Source organism: Mesorhizobium sp. L48C026A00, assembly GCF_000502375.1.
Classification (GTDB): Bacteria; Pseudomonadota; Alphaproteobacteria; order Rhizobiales; family Rhizobiaceae; genus Mesorhizobium; species Mesorhizobium muleiense.
In genome coordinates this window covers 140,458-156,744 of sequence record NZ_AYWU01000003.1, presented here as the reverse complement: position 1 = coordinate 156,744, position 16,287 = coordinate 140,458, and the positions used below count along the sequence as shown (strand labels likewise).

The window sequence follows — 16,287 nt, the reverse complement described above, 5'->3', positions numbered from 1 at the left end:
CAAACAGGAGACCTGTCATGAACAAGATCGACATGCCGTCAGCTGGCACGCTCAAGGAAGGCAAGGAACGCTACAAGTCGGGCGTCATCCCCTACAAGAAGATGGGCTACTGGGAGCCGGACTACCGGCCCAAGGAGACCGACCTGATCGCCATGTTTCGGATCACGCCGCAGCCAGGCGTCGACCACGAGGAGGCGGCGGCCGCCATCGCCGGTGAATCCTCCACCGCGACATGGACCGTGGTGTGGACCGACAGGCTGACCGCCTGCGAGCTCTACCGCGCCAAGGCGTTCAGATCCGAGCCGGTGCCGAACACCGGTCCCGGCACCAAGACCGAGCAGCAGTACTTCGCCTACATCGCCTACGACCTCGACCTGTTCGAGCCGGGCTCAATCGCCAACCTGACCGCATCGATCATCGGCAACGTGTTCGGCTTCAAGGCAGTCAAGGCCTTGCGGCTCGAGGACATGCGCATCCCGGTGGCTTACCTGAAGACCTTCCAGGGCCCGGCGACCGGCATCGTGGTGGAACGCGAGCGGCTCGACAAGTTCGGCCGGCCGCTGCTCGGCGCGACGACGAAGCCGAAGCTTGGCCTGTCAGGCCGCAACTATGGCCGCGTCGTCTACGAGGCGCTGAAGGGTGGCCTCGACTTCGTCAAGGACGACGAGAACATCAACTCACAGCCGTTCATGCACTGGCGCGACCGCTTCCTCTACTGCATGGAGGCCGTGAACAAGGCGTCGGCCGCCACCGGCGAGGTCAAGGGCCATTATCTCAACGTCACCGCCGGCACGATGGAGGAGATGTACGAGCGCGCCGAATTCGCAAAACAGCTTGGCTCCTGCATCGTCATGATCGACCTGGTCATCGGCTACACGGCGATCCAGTCGATGGCCAAATGGGCACGCCGCAACGACATGATCCTGCACCTGCACCGCGCCGGCAACTCGACCTATTCGCGCCAGAAGAACCACGGCATGAATTTTCGCGTCATCTGCAAATGGATGCGGATGGCCGGCGTCGACCACATCCATGCCGGTACCGTTGTCGGCAAGCTGGAAGGCGACCCGCTGATGATCAAGGGTTTCTATGACACGCTGCGCGAGGAGCGCACGCCGCAGAACCTCGAAACCGGGCTGTTCTTCGACCAGGACTGGGCCTCGCTCAACAAGGTGATGCCCGTCGCCTCGGGTGGCATCCATGCCGGCCAGATGCACCAGCTGATCCATTATCTCGGCGAGGACGTCGTCCTGCAGTTCGGCGGCGGCACGATCGGCCATCCGGACGGCATCCAGGCCGGCGCGACGGCCAATCGCGTCGCGTTGGAGGCGATGATCCTCGCCCGCAACGAGGGCCGCGACTATCTGCGCGAGGGCACCAAAATCCTCGAACAGGCGGCCAGATGGTGCACGCCGCTGAAAGCTGCCCTGGAGACATGGAAGGACGTCACCTTCAACTACGAATCGACCGACACGGCCGACTTCGTGCCAACCGCAACGCCCAGCTTCTAGACGAAAGGAACCGTCGCCATGATGACCAATCCGGGAAACAAGGTCACGCAGGGACAGTTTTCGTTCCTGCCCGACCTGACCGATGAGCAGATTTCGGCGCAGATCAAATACGCGCTGAAAAACCACTGGGCGGTCAGCGTCGAGTACACGGACGATCCGCATCCGCGAAACACCTATTGGGAAATGTACGGCAACCCGATGTTCGACCTGAAGGACCCGGCGGGCATCCTGCTTGAAGTCAACAATTGCCGGAAAGCCATGCCCAACATGTATGTCCGGGTCACCGCCTTCGATTCGAGCAAGGGCTGGGAAGCGCCGCGCATGTCGTTCATCGTCAACCGGCCGCCCAACGAACCCGGGTTCCGGCTGCTGCGCCAGGAGCGCGACGGCCGCAGCCAGGGCTATTCGATCGTGCCTTATGCGACCGACAGGCCCGAAGGCGAGCGGAGCTAGCCGAAACCATGCTGGACGCGATAGCAAAGGGCACTGCCGCGCCGGACGCGCCGGTCGATCTGCAGGCCGAGTTCGAGGCGTCCAACATCGATGAGGTGCTGGGCAAGCTCGACCGCGAACTCGTTGGCCTGAAGCCCATCAAGACCCGCATCCGCGAGATCGCGGCGCTGCTCCTGGTCGACCGGCTTCGCCGCAAGTTCGGCCTGACCTCGGGCGCGCCGACCCTGCACATGAACTTCACCGGAAACCCCGGCACCGGAAAGACCACCGTGGCGCTCAGGATGGCCGAAATCCTGCATCGTCTCGGCTATGTCCGCGAAGGCCACATGGTCGCAGTGACGCGAGACGATCTCGTCGGCCAGTATGTCGGCCACACCGCGCCCAAAACCCGCGAAGTGATCAAGCGCGCCATGGGCGGGGTGCTTTTCATCGACGAGGCCTACTATCTCTACAAGCCCGAGAACGAACGTGACTACGGCCAGGAATCGATCGAGATCCTGCTGCAATGCATGGAAAACAACCGTGACGATCTGGTTGTGATTCTTGCCGGTTACAAGGACAAGATGGACCGCTTCTTCAACAGCAATCCCGGTATGCGCTCGCGCATCGCCCACCACCTCGATTTTCCCGACTACGGCGTCGGCGAGCTCAAATCGATCGCCGAGATCATGCTGGCGGAACAGAATTACCGTCTCAGCGAGGCGGCGGCCAAGGCGCTCGAAGAGTATCTGCCGATCCGCATGCGGCTGCCGCATTTCTCCAACGCTCGCTCGGTCCGCAATGGGCTCGACCGGGCGCGGCTTCGCCAGGCCAACCGGCTTTTCACGTCGCGCGACCGGGCATTGACGAAGACCGACCTTATCACCATTGAAGAATCCGATATTCGCGGCAGCCGCGTGTTCGCGGAAGGCAAGCTCGAAGGCGAACCGGAGACGAAGCCGCGCTGACAAGACGCCGGTTGGCGTGCAGCGATCGAACGCAAGACAGAATGGGAGCCGACCATGGGTACCAAGACAATCATCGCCCCCTCGGTGCTTTCTGCGGATTTCTCGCGGCTCGGCGACGAGGTCGAAGCAGTCGTCCGGGCGGGCGCCGACTGGATCCATCTCGACGTGATGGACGGTCATTTCGTGCCCAACATCACCTTCGGTCCGCCGGTGATCAAGGCGATCCGTGACCGAACCGACAAGGTCTTCGACTGTCACCTGATGATCGCGCCGGCCGACGCCTATCTCGCCGCCTTCGCCGATGCCGGCTGCGACATCATCACCGTGCACGCCGAGGCCGGGCCGCATCTCGACCGTTCGCTGCAGGCGATCAGGAATCTCGGCAAGAAGGCCGGCGTGTCGCTGAACCCGTCGACGCCGGAAAGCGTCATCGAATATGTGCTCGACCGGCTCGATCTGGTGCTTCTGATGACGGTCAATCCGGGTTTCGGCGGCCAGGCTTTCATTCCGGCGGTCGTCGAAAAGGTCAGGCGGGTCAAGGCGCTGATCGGCAATCGCCCGATCGACATCGAGATCGACGGCGGCATCACCCCCGAGACCGCCCCGCTGGTCACCGCGGCCGGCGCCAATGTGCTGGTCGCCGGCTCGGCCATCTTCAAGGGCGGCAGCGAGGCGGCCTATCGCGCCAATATCGGCGCCATCAGGCAGGCAGCCGACGGCGCGATCCGGAAAGCCGCGTAAACCATTTCATCGGAGGACGACATGGGGGCAATCCCACCTGTCTGCGATTTCGGCTGGCAAGCCATCGATGCCGTCTTGCCCGGTGTCGACGGCAAATCGCATTCGATCTTCAGCCATGCCGGCCCGNCTGGCAAGCCATCGATGCCGTCTTGCCCGGTGTCGACGGCAAATCGCATTCGATCTTCAGCCATGCCGGCCCGAACGGGCTGGTGGTGGCCTTCATCTGCAACCACTGCCCTTATGTGAAGGCGGTGATTTCACGCATCGTCCGCGATGCCAGCGACCTCAAGCCCGAAGGCATCGGCTTTGTCGCGATCAGCTCCAACGATGCCGACGCCTATCCCGATGATTCCTTCGACAACATGAAGCTCTTCGCCAGGGCGAACGGCTTCACTTTCCCCTACCTCCACGACGAGCGCCAGACGGTGGCGCGTGCCTATGGAGCCGTTTGCACTCCGGATTTCTTCGGGTTCAACAGCGAATTGACGCTGCAATATCGCGGCCGGCTGGACGCGGCGCGGCGCGACGCCGGGCCGCCCGGACTGAGACGCGACCTTTTCGAGGCGATGAGGCAGATTGCCCGAACCGGCGACGGACCGCTGGACCAGATCGCTTCGATCGGCTGCTCGATCAAGTGGAAGGATGCTGCATGAACGTCGGCGCAGGCAGGCGGTTTCGATCGCCAAAAGCGATCCTGTTCGATCTCGACGGCACGCTGGTCGATTCGGCGCCCGATATAACCGCCGCCGTCAACGAGCTGCTGGCCGGCCGCGATCTGTCGCCGCTGCGCCTGGAACAGGTCAGGGCGATGATCGGCGGCGGCGTCAGGAAACTGATCGAGCGAGCCTTCGCGGCATCCGGCGCGCCGCTCCTCGGCAGCGCGCTCGATGAAGCCAACCGTGCCATGGCGCCGATCTACCGCAGGCATCTGACCGGCCTGACGACACTGATGCCTGGTGTCAGGGAGGTTCTCACCCACTTCCACTTGAGCGGAATAGCGATGGGCGTGGTGACCAACAAGCCGCAGCTGGCGGCTCGCGAAATCCTGCTGCATTTCGGGCTGACGGAGCATCTCGGCGCGATCGTCGGCGGAGACGCGGTAACTTGCCTGAAACCGGCGCCCGACGCTCTGCTACTGGCGCTCGACCAGCTTCAGGTCGAGCCTCGTGACGCACTGATGGTCGGAGACAGCGGCGCCGACGTGGCCGCCGCCCGCGCCGCCGGCATGCCGGCTATCCTGCTGCGTGGCGGCTACACCCAAATTGCCGTTGAAGCGCTTGGCGCCGACCTGGTTTGCGACGGCCTGCTCGACCTGCCTTCCGCCATGCGCAGGCTGCAAGACGCCGCTTGACCGGCGCCAACCAGTGCGGGCGCCGGCCGAACGCAGTTTGCGAACGGCCGGCGAAGTCGCGTTACTCCTGCGGAAAAACCGGGTTATTTGGAGTATTGCTTCAGATAGGCGATGACGTTGGCGAGATCCTCGTCCTTCTTGAGACCGGGAAACGCCATCTTCGTACCTTTGATCATGCCCTTCGGGTCGCGAAGATAATTCGTCAGCGTGGCTTCGTCCCATTTGACGCCGGATTTGCCCGCCTCGGCCATCGGTTTGGAATATTTGAACCCCGGATGCGTGCCGGCCGTCCGGCCGATAACGCCGCTTAACGACGGACCGATCTTGTTCTTGTCCTCGTCGACGACATGGCAGGCCTTGCATTTGGCGAAGACCTTCTCACCCGCGGCGGCATCCTGTGCCTGCGATTGGTTCGTAATAGACGTCGCAACGGACACGACGGCGAAAAATGCGACTGCGCGCATGGCATTTCCTCATTGATCGTCAAGGTGCCCTGGACGATTAGCGCATGCCTTTGTCTGATCATCGGCATGCATCGTTTTATGCAGAGCGAAAACGTCTCCCTTGTGGAGTTGCAGCGCCTGCACCCTGGAAGCTACCCGGCAGATGAGCGATGTCAACCGTTACCCCGAATTCAAGGCAATCGCTTCAGGTTTGCGCTGCCTTCCAGCGTTGATGGTTGGCGAAAGCCGAAGCGACATCCAATCTCCCCCCTTGCGGGGGAGATGTCCGACAGGACAGAGGGGGGTGGGAAGGATCGCCAACTTTCGGCTTTATCCATCCCAACCGGAAATCAGCTGAGGGCGTGGCTGTAATTGGTCGACAGGTCGGAGGGACAGCACCCCCCTCTGCCCTGCCGGGCATCTCCCCCGCAAGGGGAGATCGGCAGCTTCGCCGACCGCGCCTGCCGCGGCGATGAGCAGCGCAGACNTGACGCCTGAGCGAGGCACCCCCCTCTGCCCTGCCGGGCATCTCCCCCGCAAGGGGGGAGATCGGCAGCTTCACCGACGGCGCGATCGCGCGCAGAGCAACTCGGCTCCGGTAGACCCAATCCATTCGCCGTTGTTGACGGCCATCTGGCGAACGCGTAGCCTCAAACCATTCCGGTTTTCCATGGGCACCTCGGGACTCCGCAGCTGGTGATTTTGTCCAGGCTCGCGGATCGGGCCGGATTTCGCCAAAGCGGGCGTCTTAAAGCGCGCAAGAGGTGCTGAATGGATATGGTCGACCTCATCTTGACGGTTTGCCTGATTGCCAATCCGGGCAATTGCCGAGACGAACATCTCTATTTCGAGAGCCGCGGCTCTCTGTTTCAATGCATGATGCTGGCGCCCACCGAAATCGCGAAATGGTCGCAGGAACACCCGACCCTCAAGGTCAAGCGCTGGAAATGCGCTTTGCCGAACAAAGACCGTGCGATCTGATCGGCGCCCCGGCCCGTTACGGCCCCGGGAGGAGACATCATCATGATTTCGCGTCGAGGAACGCTCCGGCTGGCGGCTCTTGGAACAGCCGCGGCACTTGTCCCAAAGCCCTCCTTCGCCACGAACAGGATTCGCATCGGTGTGCTGAAATTCGGCACCGTGAGCTGGGCGCTTGACACGCTGAAGCACCACAAGTTCGACACAGCCAACGGCATCGATCTGGAGGTCGTCGATTTCGCCGGCGAGGATGCAACCAACGTCGCCTTGCTGGCCGGTGCGATCGACATGATCGTCTCCGACTGGCTGTGGGTCTCGCGCCAGCGCTCCGAAGGCGTCGACCTCACATTGGTCCCCTATTCGACCGCCGTCGGGGCGATCATGGTGAAGGAGGGAGCGCCGATCCGCACGATCACCGATCTCAGCGGAAAAAAGATCGGCGTCGCCGGCGGACCTCTCGACAAAAGCTGGCTGCTGATCCAGGCGCTGGCCAGACGCGATCACGGCCTCGACCTGCCGGCAACCAGCGACATCGTCTTTGGCGCGCCGCCGCTGATTTCGGAAAAGTCGATGCAGGGCGAACTCGATGCGGTGCTCAATTTCTGGCATTTTTGCGCCCGCCTCGAGGCCAACGGCTTTCGTCGGCTGATCGGCGCCGACGCTGCGGCGAAAGCGCTCGGGGCCTCGGGCGCCGTATCGGCGCTCGGCTATGTCTTTCATGACAAATGGGCGAACGAACATCCGGACGCTATCGCGGGCTTCATCAAGGCTTCGGCGCAGTCCAAGGACTTGCTGGCCCGATCCGACGACGAGTGGCTGCGCCTTGCGCCTGATATCCGCGCGCAAGGCGAGGAACTGGCAAGACTGCGTGACCGCTATCGCGAGGGCATTCCCAGACGCCCCGTCGCCGAGGATGCGGCCGACGCCGGCAAGCTCTATCGTGTGCTGGCCGAGATCGGCGGCGAAAAGCTGGTCGGCCGCGCGCCGGAGATGGCGCCCGGCACGTTCTGGCAGGTACCCCCGCAATGAGCGCACCTGACACCGGCGATCGCCCGCCTGGCGCTGCGGCCGGCATGTCCAGCCAAGCCGGCCTGGCAGCGGCGCTGACACCGGTGCTGACGGTCGCGGCCTCTCTGCTCGGGCTTGGCCTGCTGTGGGGCCTTGCGGCAAATGCCTGGCCGAGCCGTGCCTTTCCAGGGCCGGGACAGGTCTGGCAGGTGCTGCTCGCAGAGGCGGCGAACGGCGATCTTTTCTACCATCTCGGCGCCACGCTCGGCCGGGTTGCCGCGGCATATGTCGTCGCGATGGTTGTTGGCTCGGTCATCGGCGTCCTCCTCGGCAGCCACCGCAGCGCAGACCGGTTCTTCGCTCCCTGGCTGGTTCTGTTCCTCAACATTCCCGCGCTGGTCGTCATCGTCCTCGCCTACATCTGGTTCGGCCTCAACGAAGCGGCGGCGATTGGCGCGGTTGCCGTCAACAAGATCCCGAATGTCGTGGTGACGATGCGCGAAGGCGCCAGGGCGCTTGATCCGAGTTACGCCGAAATGGCCGCCGTCTACCGCTTTGGTCTCCTCGACCGCATTCGCCATGTCCTGCTGCCGCAACTGCAGCCCTATCTTGCCGCCGCCTCACGATCCGGCATCGCTCTCATCTGGAAGATCGTCCTGGTGGTCGAACTGCTCGGCCGCTCCAACGGCGTCGGCTTCCAGATCTATCTTTATTTCCAGCTCTTCGACGTCGCCGCCATACTTGCCTACACCCTGACTTTCGTGGCGGTGATGCTTGTCATCGAACTCCTTCTGGTGCAGCCCGTTGAACGACATGCAACCCGTTGGCGCCGTCGTCCCGCTTAGGGTCGACATCGCCGAAAAGACTTTCAGGTCCGCGCAAGGCGTCTCGATCACGGCGCTCCAGGACCTTTCCTTCGAGGTCCGGCAAGGCGAATTCGCCTGCTTGCTGGGGCCGTCCGGCTGCGGCAAGACGACGACGCTGCGCATCCTGCTTGGGTTGGACAAGGACTTTTCCGGCTCCTTCCAGCTGCCTGAAGGCGGCTCCGACCGGGTTGCCGCCGTGTTCCAGGAGCCGGTCTTGCTGCCGTGGCGGACGGTGGAGCAGAATGTCAGGCTGGCGCTGCCGAAAAGCCTGAGAACGAAGAACCTCGACGGGCTGTTCGACACGCTCGGCCTCGCCGGCATGCGCTCGCTCTATCCGGCCGAGCTTTCGCTCGGCCTTGCACGCAGGGCAGCGCTTGCCAGGGCCTTCGCCACCGAACCGGCGGTGCTGTTCCTGGACGAACCCTTTGCCTCACTCGACGAACGGACCGCCGAGCGGCTTCGGCACCTGCTTTTGACCGTGTGGTCGGCGCGGCCCACGACCGCCCTGATGGTAACCCACAATTTGCGCGAGGCGTTGATGCTGTCGGACCGCATCATCGTGCTCGCGCAACGGCCGGCGCATGTGCTCGGCATGTTCGACGTAAGGCTGCCGCGGCACTATCGCAATCCACAGGTGATGAGCGACCTTTTGCGGTCGTTCCAGCAAAAATTTCCGGGCGTGGCCTGATCGCCGTACAGTTCGGAACAGGAGGAAGCCATGCCAATCGACAGGATACGACGCAAGCTTGTGAACGGCTTCGCCTGCACCGCGGTCAGCGCCGCGATGCTGCCCTGTTGCCTCGGGCGGGCCGCTCTCGCCGCAGCCTACGGCCTTGAATTCAAGCTCAGGAAAGTCGCCGACGGCGTCTTCGCTTTCCAGGGCGTCGATGAATTGATGAGCGCAGCCAACCAGGGCGCGATCTCCAACCTCGGCGTCGTCGTCGGCGCCGACGCCGTCGCCGTCATCGACAGCGGCGGCAGCCTGATTGAGGCGAACGCCCTCATCGCCGCGATCGGCAAGATAAGCGCCAAGCCGGTTCGCTACCTGATCAACACCCATATGCACCCCGACCATGTCTTCGGCAACGCGGCGTTCCGGCAGATCGGCGCCACCATCGTCGGCCACCACAATCTGCCGCGTGCCCTCGAGGCGCGCGGTGCCTTCTACCTGCAGAGCTTTCGCGAACAGATCGGCGACGCGCTTATCAAAGGGATCGAGATCATACCGCCGACGATGCTGGTCGACGATCGCCTGCAGCTCGACCTCGGCGGACGCGTGCTCGAATTGCAGGCATGGAAGGCGGCTCACACCGACAACGACCTGACCGTCTTCGACAGCGCGACCCGCACATTGTTTGCCGGCGATCTGGTTTTCATCGGTTCCTTGCCGACGCTCGACGGATCGCTGCTCGGCTGGCTCCGCCAGATGGATGGGCTCGCCGCGATTGGCGCCACGCGCGTCGTGCCGGGTCATGGCCCGGTGCCGGCCGACTGGCCGGCGGCGCTGACGGGAGAGCGGCGCTATTTCGAGATTCTGGCGCGCGATATTCGCAAGGCGATCGCCGACGGGACGCCGCTCAGCGAGGCCGTCAAGACCGCCGGCGCAAGCGAACGGGGCAATTGGCATCTGTTCGACGACTACAACGAGCGCAATGCAACAGCCGCCTTTGCCGAACTCGAATGGGAATAGATCACAGCGACAGGCGCTGTGGATCGATTTGCCAACGCATCGTCAAGGGTCTATCCTCGACATCGGCCTGGGCACCACCTCTCTGACATTGGTGGAGGCATCGAAATGCAGAACCACGCTTACCGGAGCCGGCAGCTCGGCTTGCCGCTCGCAGCCATCTTCGCCGCGATCATCCTGGCCATCGGCGCGCTCTTTGGCGCCTCCGGCGCCGCCAACGCCCAGCAGACAACCGCCTCTTCGGACCGGATCTGGCAGGATCTGAAAGGCGACGTGTTCGGCGATCGGGCGATTCTGGTCGATAGCGGCGTCGTCAGGATCGAGGCGCCGAAGCGGGCGCAGGATGCCGCCATCGTGCCCGTCGACATCTATATCGACCCGGCCAAGGCGCCCGCCGGCATCAAATCCGTCACCTTGATCATCGACGTCAATCCAGCGCCGGTGGCGGCGACGTTCGAGATCGGCAAGGACGCCGGCGTGACACATCTGTCGACGCGCGTGCGCGTCGACGACTATTCCTATCTGCGTGCCATAGCAGAGACGCAGAGCGGCGAGCTTCACATGGCCCAGACCTTCGTCAAGGCGTCAGGCGGATGCTCCGCCCCGGCGCTCAAGAACCAGGACGAAGCGATGGCAACGATGGGGCAGATGAAGCTGCGCCAATTCCCGCCGCAGGAGACGATGACAAAGGCGCAGGAATTGCAGCTGATGATCCGCCACCCGAACAATTCGGGCCTGCAGCGCAACCCCTTGACCCAGTATTTCATCCCCGCGCATTTCGTTCAGAAACTGTCGGTCTCGCAGGCAGACCGGCTGATCCTGTCGATGGAAGGGGGGATATCGATTTCGGAAGATCCCAATTTCCGGTTCGATTTCACCGCGCACGGCACTGGCCAGATCCAGGTCGAAGCGATCGATACGGACGGCAAGGTATTTCGCAATCAATGGCCGCTGGAGGCTACGGGGCTTTGAAGCCTCGAAACCGCATGCAGCCGCCGTCGGCGGTCTTACACAGCGTCTAAAAGCAGCGCACGTCGGCTTCCGCCTGCGCGCGCTTCAGTCCCGTGCTTGCGGCTTTTGCCGGCGCGCTTTCGCGGAACAGTCCCGAACGCTCCCCTGTCGTCAGGGACATGCTCTTGAAGGTCTCGGCCCTTTCATAGTCCTCGAAGGGAAGGATCGAGGCGATGACGTCGATCGAGCAGGAACAGCTCTCCAGCGCCCGACGTGTCTGGCCATTCGTCTGCATGCAGCCGAGCACATAGTCGACAACCGTCACCGTCGGATAATCTGAGGCGGCGCCGGCCGGATTGGCGAAGGCCAGGGCCGACGTGAGCAACAGCGGCAAGCTCGAAAAGCCGACATATCTGATCATGGGGAACCTCCGATTGGCCCGGAACGTGACAGATCGAGCCCAATGGATCGAGACGGATCACCGCACCAGTTGGCCTCCTGTCGCCACGCCCGTCAAGTTCTCATGCAGGCCATATAGTACCAAAGGACAGGGCCGTCCCGGCCGGCAAAAGGCCTCCCCGACAGCACGAACATCGGCTCCGAATCCTGCTGCTGAGCTTGATTTCAGGTCTCCTCCACTATCGGCAACCGAAGCGACGCGCGCATACTTAAAACCATACGCTCCAATGAATATTCCTAAATAAAAATCAATACATTTCGCCCAAAAAATACGTAAAATTTAACCACTTATATAAATCGCGCTTCATCCACAGTCGATCAATAGCTTTCCGTCCTGATTTTTTCATATCTATTTCTCTATATTGCAGTGCAACATAGGTGGAAGTGATTTTTCTTGCCTTCCTTCTGGGGATGACATAGCTTCATCCTGTTTCCGGCTTCAAGGGCGTCACCGTCAATTAGGGAGCGGCGACAGTCTTTCGTAGGCCAGGTGGGATGGGCAGTAACGGTGCCCTCTGCTCATTCGGCTTAGGTCGTGACACGCTGCCGGAAATACTTCCCCCACATGAATCGCTTGGGCAAGCCCTGGTGGGCTCAACGGACGATTCGTCATTGTGCACCCTGGGAGGACTTTGATGCGTGTATTAGCGAAAACTGCCTACCTACTAACGACCGCGGCGCTCATGTCGTTCGGCGCGGTCCACATGACGTCGGCCAATGAAGAACTGATGAAAATGGCCGAAAACCCCAAGGACTGGGTGATGCAGACGGGTGACTACGCCAACACCCGCTTTTCCAAGCTCAACCAGATCACCAAGGACAATGTGAAGAACCTGCAGGTCAAGTGGACCTTCTCCACTGGCGTGCTGCGCGGCCATGAAGGCGGGCCGCTGGTCATCGGCGATGTGATGTATGTCCACGCGCCGTTCCCGAACACCGTCTATGCTCTCGATCTCAAGAATGACGGAAAGATCCTCTGGAAATACGAGCCCAAGCAAGACCCGAATGTTATTGGCATCATGTGCTGCGACACGGTCAACCGTGGCGTTGCCTATGGTGACGGCAAGATCATCCTCAACCAGGCCGACACCACCGTCGTGGCGCTCGATGCCAAGTCCGGCAAAGTCGTCTGGACGGTCAAGAATGGCGATCAGATCGACGGCGGAAAGGGCGAATCCGGCACGTCGGCGCCTGTGGTCGTCAAGGACAAGGTTATCGTCGGCATCTCCGGCGCCGAATATGGTGTTCGCGGCCACCTCTCGGCCTACAATCTTTCGGATGGCAAGCTTGCCTGGCGGGCCTATTCGACGGGACCCGATGCAGAAACCCTGATCGATCCCGAAAAGACCACCCATCTCGGCAAACCGGTCGGCGCGGACTCGGGCACGAACACCTGGGAAGGCGAGCAGTGGAAGACCGGTGGCGGCACGACTTGGGGATGGTACGCCTATGATCCCAAGCTTAACCTGATCTACTACGGCACCGGCAATCCATCGACCTGGAACCCGGTCCAGAGGCCGGGCGACAATCGCTGGTCGATGACGATCATGGCTCGCGATGCGGATACCGGGATGGCCAAGTGGCTCTACCAGATGACCCCGCATGACGAGTGGGATTATGACGGCGTCAACGAGATGATCCTTGTCGACGGCATGGACATCAAGGGCGCCAAGCGCGATGTGCTGGTGCATTTCGACCGCAATGGCTTTGCCTACACCATGGATCGCGCCAATGGCGAGCTTCTCGTCGCCAAGAAATACGATCCGGCGGTGAACTGGGCGACGGAAGTCAACATGGACCCCAGCAGCGACCAGTACGGCCGCCCGCAGGTGGTGGCCAAATATTCGACCCAGCAGAACGGCGAAGACACCAACTCGACGGGCATCTGCCCGGCCGCGCTTGGAACCAAGGACCAGCAGCCGGCGACCTATTCGCCGAAGACCGGTCTGTTCTACGTGCCGACAAACCATGTCTGCATGGACTATGAGCCCTACAAGGTGAGCTACACCGCCGGTCAGCCTTACGTGGGCGCCACCGTGTCGATGTATCCTCCCCCTGGAGCCGACCACATGGGCAACTTCATTGCCTGGGATGCTGCCAAGGGCGAGATCGTCTGGTCCAAGCCCGAGAAATTCTCGGTCTGGTCGGGCGCGCTGGCGACCGAAGGCGACGTGGTCTTCTACGGCACGCTCGAGGGCTACATCAAGGCGGTCGATCATGACGGCAATGAACTCTACAAGTTCAAGACCCCGTCCGGCATCATCGGCAACATCACGGCCTACGAGCATGGCGGCAAGCAGTACATCGCCGTTCTGTCCGGCGTCGGTGGATGGGCCGGTATCGGTCTGGCAGGCGGACTGCTTTCGCCCGACAACGCCGCTGCCTGGCATGGCGCCGTCGATCAGGGCCGTGCGCAAGGCGACGAGGCTGCGGTCGTTGGGACTGCTGGTCTGGGCGCGGTCGGTGGCTACGCAGCACTTGCCGACTACACGACGCTGGGTGGCCAGCTCACCGTCTTCGGCCTCCCGGACTGATATACGGGAGCACGCCTCGGGCTTGTGAGAAGACCAAGGCTTGAAAAGCGAGAGCCCGGATCACCGGGAAGCCAGGACCGGGCTCTCAATTTCGCCGCGCACCCACATCGATCCATGCCGCTTCACGACAGCAAAACCGTGTGCAGGCGAAATCAAGAAATTAAGGAAGTAGCTGAATGTCCGTTCGCATTGTAATTTCCGCTCTCGCCCTGGCGCTGCCTCTGGCAAGTTCAAGCCTCGCGCATGCCCAGGACAGCGCTGAAAAAGCCAAGGCGGTGACGGAAGAAGGCGGCAAGCATTTCGACGCGGAGGGAAATCCGACCTTCAAAATCGAAAACGGAGCCGTCGACTGGTACACGTTCAGCGGTTACCGCCGGTATCACTCCGATTGCCATGTCTGTCACGGACCGGACGGCACCGGTTCGAGCTATGCGCCGGCCCTGCTCAACAGCCTGAAAACAATGGATTACGCCACCTTCATCTCGATCGTCGCCGAGGGCCGCAAGAATGTCGGCGGCGGCAAGGAAAATGTCATGCCTGCCTTTGGCGACAACAAGAACGTCTATTGCTACATGGATGATCTCTACGTCTATCTGCGTGCCCGCGCCGACGGTGCGGCGCCGCGCGGCAGGCCGCCGAAGAAAGCAGACAAGCCACAGGCAGCGAAGGATGCCGAAGCATCCTGCATGGGTGGATGATATGATTGGCCGTGACGCGTTGAAGCTGTGTTTTGTCCTGCCGATGCTCGGCGCACTCGCCTTGCTGCCTGCGAACGCCCAGGCGCAGGACGCCGGCCTTGGTGCCGCGGGCGAACTGGTCGACCCAGACATTCTGCGCGTCTGCGCCGATCCTTCAAACATGCCGTTCACCGACGAGAGCGGCGAAGGCTTCGAAAACCGGCTGGCCGACCTGGTTGCCGCGAAAACCGGCCGAAAGTCCGTCGCCTATACATGGTTTCCTCTTGTCGCCGGCTTCGTGCGCAACACGCTGGCGGCCAATCGATGCGACATCATCATGGGCTATGCCCAGGGCGATGAACTGGTGCAGAACACCAACGCCTACTATCGCTCGTCCTATGTGCTGGTGCACCCGAAGGGCAACGGCATGGAAGGCGTCGAGACCATCGAGGATCCGAAACTCACCGGCAAGAGGATCGGCGTCGTCGAAAGCACACCGCCGACTGCCAACATGGCCGCCAACAAGCTCATGCGAACGGCAAAGATCTATCCGCTGGCGGTGGATACCCGCCTCACCCCTTCAATGGGGGAAGTCATGATCAAGGACATGCTCGCCGGCAAGATCGATGCGGCGGTCATGTGGGGACCGATGGCAGGCTACTACGCCAAGCAACTAGGCGCCGATCTCACGATCGTTCCGCTGGTGAAGGAAAAGACCGGCTCGCGCATGTCATACCGCATCACCATGGGCGTGCGTCCATCCGACCAGGAATGGAAGCGGACGCTCAACCGGGTGATCAGGGAAAACCAGGCGGAGATCACCAGGATCCTGCTGGACTACGATGTGCCGCTGATCGACGAACACGATAATCCGATCACGCAATGACGAGAAACGCATGAAGGGAAAGGAGACGATTTTGCTGGTTGCCGCGAGCCTTCTCGGTCTGACCGAACCGATGTGGGCTGGCGATATCGCCGAGCCCGGTGGCTATCGGATGGACGACTATCGGGCGCCGGTGCCGCAGACGCTGCAGGGCGCGAAGGTCGTGACGACGGCGGAGGCGGAGGCGCTGTGGCGGGAGAAGAAGGCGGTGTTCTTCGACGTCATGCCTAACACGCCGAAGCCGGCTAATTTGCCGGCGGGAACGATTTGGAGAGCCAAGATCAGAAAGGACATCCCAGGCAGCACCTGGCTGGCCAATGTCGGTTACGGTGCTATCCCCGAGGAGACCGCCAACTATTTTCGCCAAGGCCTCGCGGCCGAAGCCGGTCCCGACAAGTCGCGTGCCATTCTGTTCTATTGCATGACGAATTGCTGGATGTCGTGGAATGCTGCGAAACGGGCCATCGAATGGGGCTACAGTTCGGTGATCTGGTATCCGCCCGGCGCCGATGGATGGGAACGTGCCAACCTTCCGCTGGAGGAAAGGAAGCCTTATGTGATTAGCAATTGAGCATGAGCATTGTTATTTTCTTGTTTTTCGACTTTTCAGAACCTGCCGTTTCATTTGTCCATTTTGAGAGCTGATGGACGAGCCATTGCAATGGTGCCCAGCAATGGTTGACTGAGAAAAGGATCGGCCCCTTCGGGCTGGTAGAAGAGGAGATATGCCATGAAGAAGAGCTGGACAAAACCGACCATGTGCCAAGTTGCTGCGGGCTTCGAGATTTCGCGGTATCT

19 protein-coding genes are annotated in these 16,287 nt (G+C 61.8%); 16 read left to right on the top strand and 3 right to left on the bottom strand.

Annotated features, from left to right (window positions below):
* Window positions 1-17: 17 nt before the first annotated feature.
* The 6 genes from X738_RS50320 (at window position 18) to gph (ending at window position 5,003) form a co-directional block, all read left to right on the top strand.
* Window positions 18-1,511, top strand: a complete 1,494-nt coding sequence (locus X738_RS50320; RefSeq protein ID WP_023797691.1) for a ribulose-bisphosphate carboxylase large subunit — start codon at window positions 18-20, stop codon at window positions 1,509-1,511.
* 18 nt (window positions 1,512-1,529) lie between these two features.
* Window positions 1,530-1,964 carry a ribulose bisphosphate carboxylase small subunit gene (locus tag X738_RS50315; RefSeq protein ID WP_023797690.1) on the top strand — a complete coding sequence of 145 codons (435 nt, stop codon included), beginning with the start codon at window positions 1,530-1,532 and terminating at the stop codon, window positions 1,962-1,964.
* A gap of 8 nt (window positions 1,965-1,972) precedes the next feature.
* Complete coding sequence (gene cbbX, locus X738_RS50310) at window positions 1,973-2,911, top strand: CbbX protein (protein WP_023797689.1); 939 nt, start codon at window positions 1,973-1,975, stop codon at window positions 2,909-2,911.
* 54 nt (window positions 2,912-2,965) lie between these two features.
* Window positions 2,966-3,652 (top strand): ribulose-phosphate 3-epimerase, encoded by a 687-nt coding sequence (gene rpe / locus X738_RS50305; RefSeq protein ID WP_023797688.1) that lies wholly within the window; start codon window positions 2,966-2,968, stop codon window positions 3,650-3,652.
* A gap of 95 nt (window positions 3,653-3,747) precedes the next feature.
* A complete protein-coding gene (locus X738_RS50300) occupies window positions 3,748-4,305 on the top strand; it encodes a thioredoxin family protein (RefSeq protein WP_031254363.1) in 558 nt (185 codons plus the stop codon).
* Window positions 4,302-5,003, top strand: a complete 702-nt coding sequence (gene gph / locus X738_RS50295; protein ID WP_023797686.1) for a phosphoglycolate phosphatase — start codon at window positions 4,302-4,304, stop codon at window positions 5,001-5,003. The genes X738_RS50300 and gph overlap by 4 nt, the downstream gene beginning before the upstream one ends.
* A gap of 83 nt (window positions 5,004-5,086) precedes the next feature.
* Here gph and X738_RS50290 read toward each other — a convergent pair whose 3' ends face one another.
* Window positions 5,087-5,467, bottom strand: coding sequence for a c-type cytochrome (locus X738_RS50290; protein ID WP_023797685.1), 381 nt, complete (start codon window positions 5,465-5,467; stop codon window positions 5,087-5,089).
* 750 nt (window positions 5,468-6,217) lie between these two features.
* Here X738_RS50290 and X738_RS50285 point away from each other — a divergent pair.
* The 6 genes from X738_RS50285 to X738_RS50260 all read left to right on the top strand — a co-directional run bounded on the left by X738_RS50285 (window position 6,218) and on the right by X738_RS50260 (window position 10,957).
* Window positions 6,218-6,427 (top strand): hypothetical protein, encoded by a 210-nt coding sequence (locus X738_RS50285; protein WP_023797684.1) that lies wholly within the window; start codon window positions 6,218-6,220, stop codon window positions 6,425-6,427.
* Window positions 6,428-6,469: 42 nt separating this feature from the next.
* Window positions 6,470-7,453, top strand: a complete 984-nt coding sequence (locus X738_RS50280) for an ABC transporter substrate-binding protein (RefSeq protein WP_023797683.1) — start codon at window positions 6,470-6,472, stop codon at window positions 7,451-7,453.
* Between the two features lie 44 nt (window positions 7,454-7,497).
* Window positions 7,498-8,277 carry an ABC transporter permease gene (locus X738_RS50275; RefSeq protein WP_051407728.1) on the top strand — a complete coding sequence of 260 codons (780 nt, stop codon included), beginning with the start codon at window positions 7,498-7,500 and terminating at the stop codon, window positions 8,275-8,277.
* Window positions 8,246-8,986, top strand: a complete 741-nt coding sequence (locus tag X738_RS50270; RefSeq protein WP_023797681.1) for an ABC transporter ATP-binding protein — start codon at window positions 8,246-8,248, stop codon at window positions 8,984-8,986. Before X738_RS50275 ends, X738_RS50270 begins: the two co-directional genes overlap by 32 nt.
* A 30-nt stretch (window positions 8,987-9,016) precedes the next feature.
* The gene (locus tag X738_RS50265; RefSeq protein ID WP_023797680.1) at window positions 9,017-9,988 is read left to right on the top strand and encodes a quinoprotein relay system zinc metallohydrolase 2; all 972 of its coding nucleotides are present in this window, start codon (window positions 9,017-9,019) and stop codon (window positions 9,986-9,988) included.
* A 105-nt stretch (window positions 9,989-10,093) separates the two neighbouring features.
* A complete protein-coding gene (locus X738_RS50260) occupies window positions 10,094-10,957 on the top strand; it encodes a quinoprotein dehydrogenase-associated SoxYZ-like carrier (protein ID WP_023797679.1) in 864 nt (287 codons plus the stop codon).
* A gap of 46 nt (window positions 10,958-11,003) precedes the next feature.
* Here the strand turns inward: X738_RS50260 and X738_RS50255 are convergent, their stop codons facing one another.
* Window positions 11,004-11,357 carry a hypothetical protein gene (locus X738_RS50255; protein ID WP_023797678.1) on the bottom strand — a complete coding sequence of 118 codons (354 nt, stop codon included), beginning with the start codon at window positions 11,355-11,357 and terminating at the stop codon, window positions 11,004-11,006.
* Between the two features lie 673 nt (window positions 11,358-12,030).
* Here X738_RS50255 and X738_RS50250 point away from each other — a divergent pair.
* From X738_RS50250 to X738_RS50235, 4 genes are all read left to right on the top strand, one after another.
* Window positions 12,031-13,929, top strand: coding sequence for a methanol/ethanol family PQQ-dependent dehydrogenase (locus X738_RS50250; RefSeq protein ID WP_031254356.1), 1,899 nt, complete (start codon window positions 12,031-12,033; stop codon window positions 13,927-13,929).
* 176 nt (window positions 13,930-14,105) lie between these two features.
* On the top strand, window positions 14,106-14,627 hold the full coding sequence (locus X738_RS50245) for a c-type cytochrome, methanol metabolism-related (RefSeq protein ID WP_023797676.1): 522 nt from the start codon (window positions 14,106-14,108) through the stop codon (window positions 14,625-14,627).
* Between the two features lies 1 nt (window position 14,628).
* Window positions 14,629-15,492, top strand: a complete 864-nt coding sequence (locus X738_RS50240) for a quinoprotein dehydrogenase-associated putative ABC transporter substrate-binding protein (RefSeq protein WP_051407715.1) — start codon at window positions 14,629-14,631, stop codon at window positions 15,490-15,492.
* A gap of 10 nt (window positions 15,493-15,502) precedes the next feature.
* On the top strand, window positions 15,503-16,060 hold the full coding sequence (locus X738_RS50235) for a PQQ-dependent catabolism-associated CXXCW motif protein (RefSeq protein WP_023797674.1): 558 nt from the start codon (window positions 15,503-15,505) through the stop codon (window positions 16,058-16,060).
* Window positions 16,061-16,110: 50 nt separating this feature from the next.
* Here X738_RS50235 and X738_RS85930 read toward each other — a convergent pair whose 3' ends face one another.
* Window positions 16,111-16,248 carry a hypothetical protein gene (locus X738_RS85930; RefSeq protein ID WP_023797673.1) on the bottom strand — a complete coding sequence of 46 codons (138 nt, stop codon included), beginning with the start codon at window positions 16,246-16,248 and terminating at the stop codon, window positions 16,111-16,113.
* Between the last annotated feature and the right edge of the window lie 39 nt (window positions 16,249-16,287).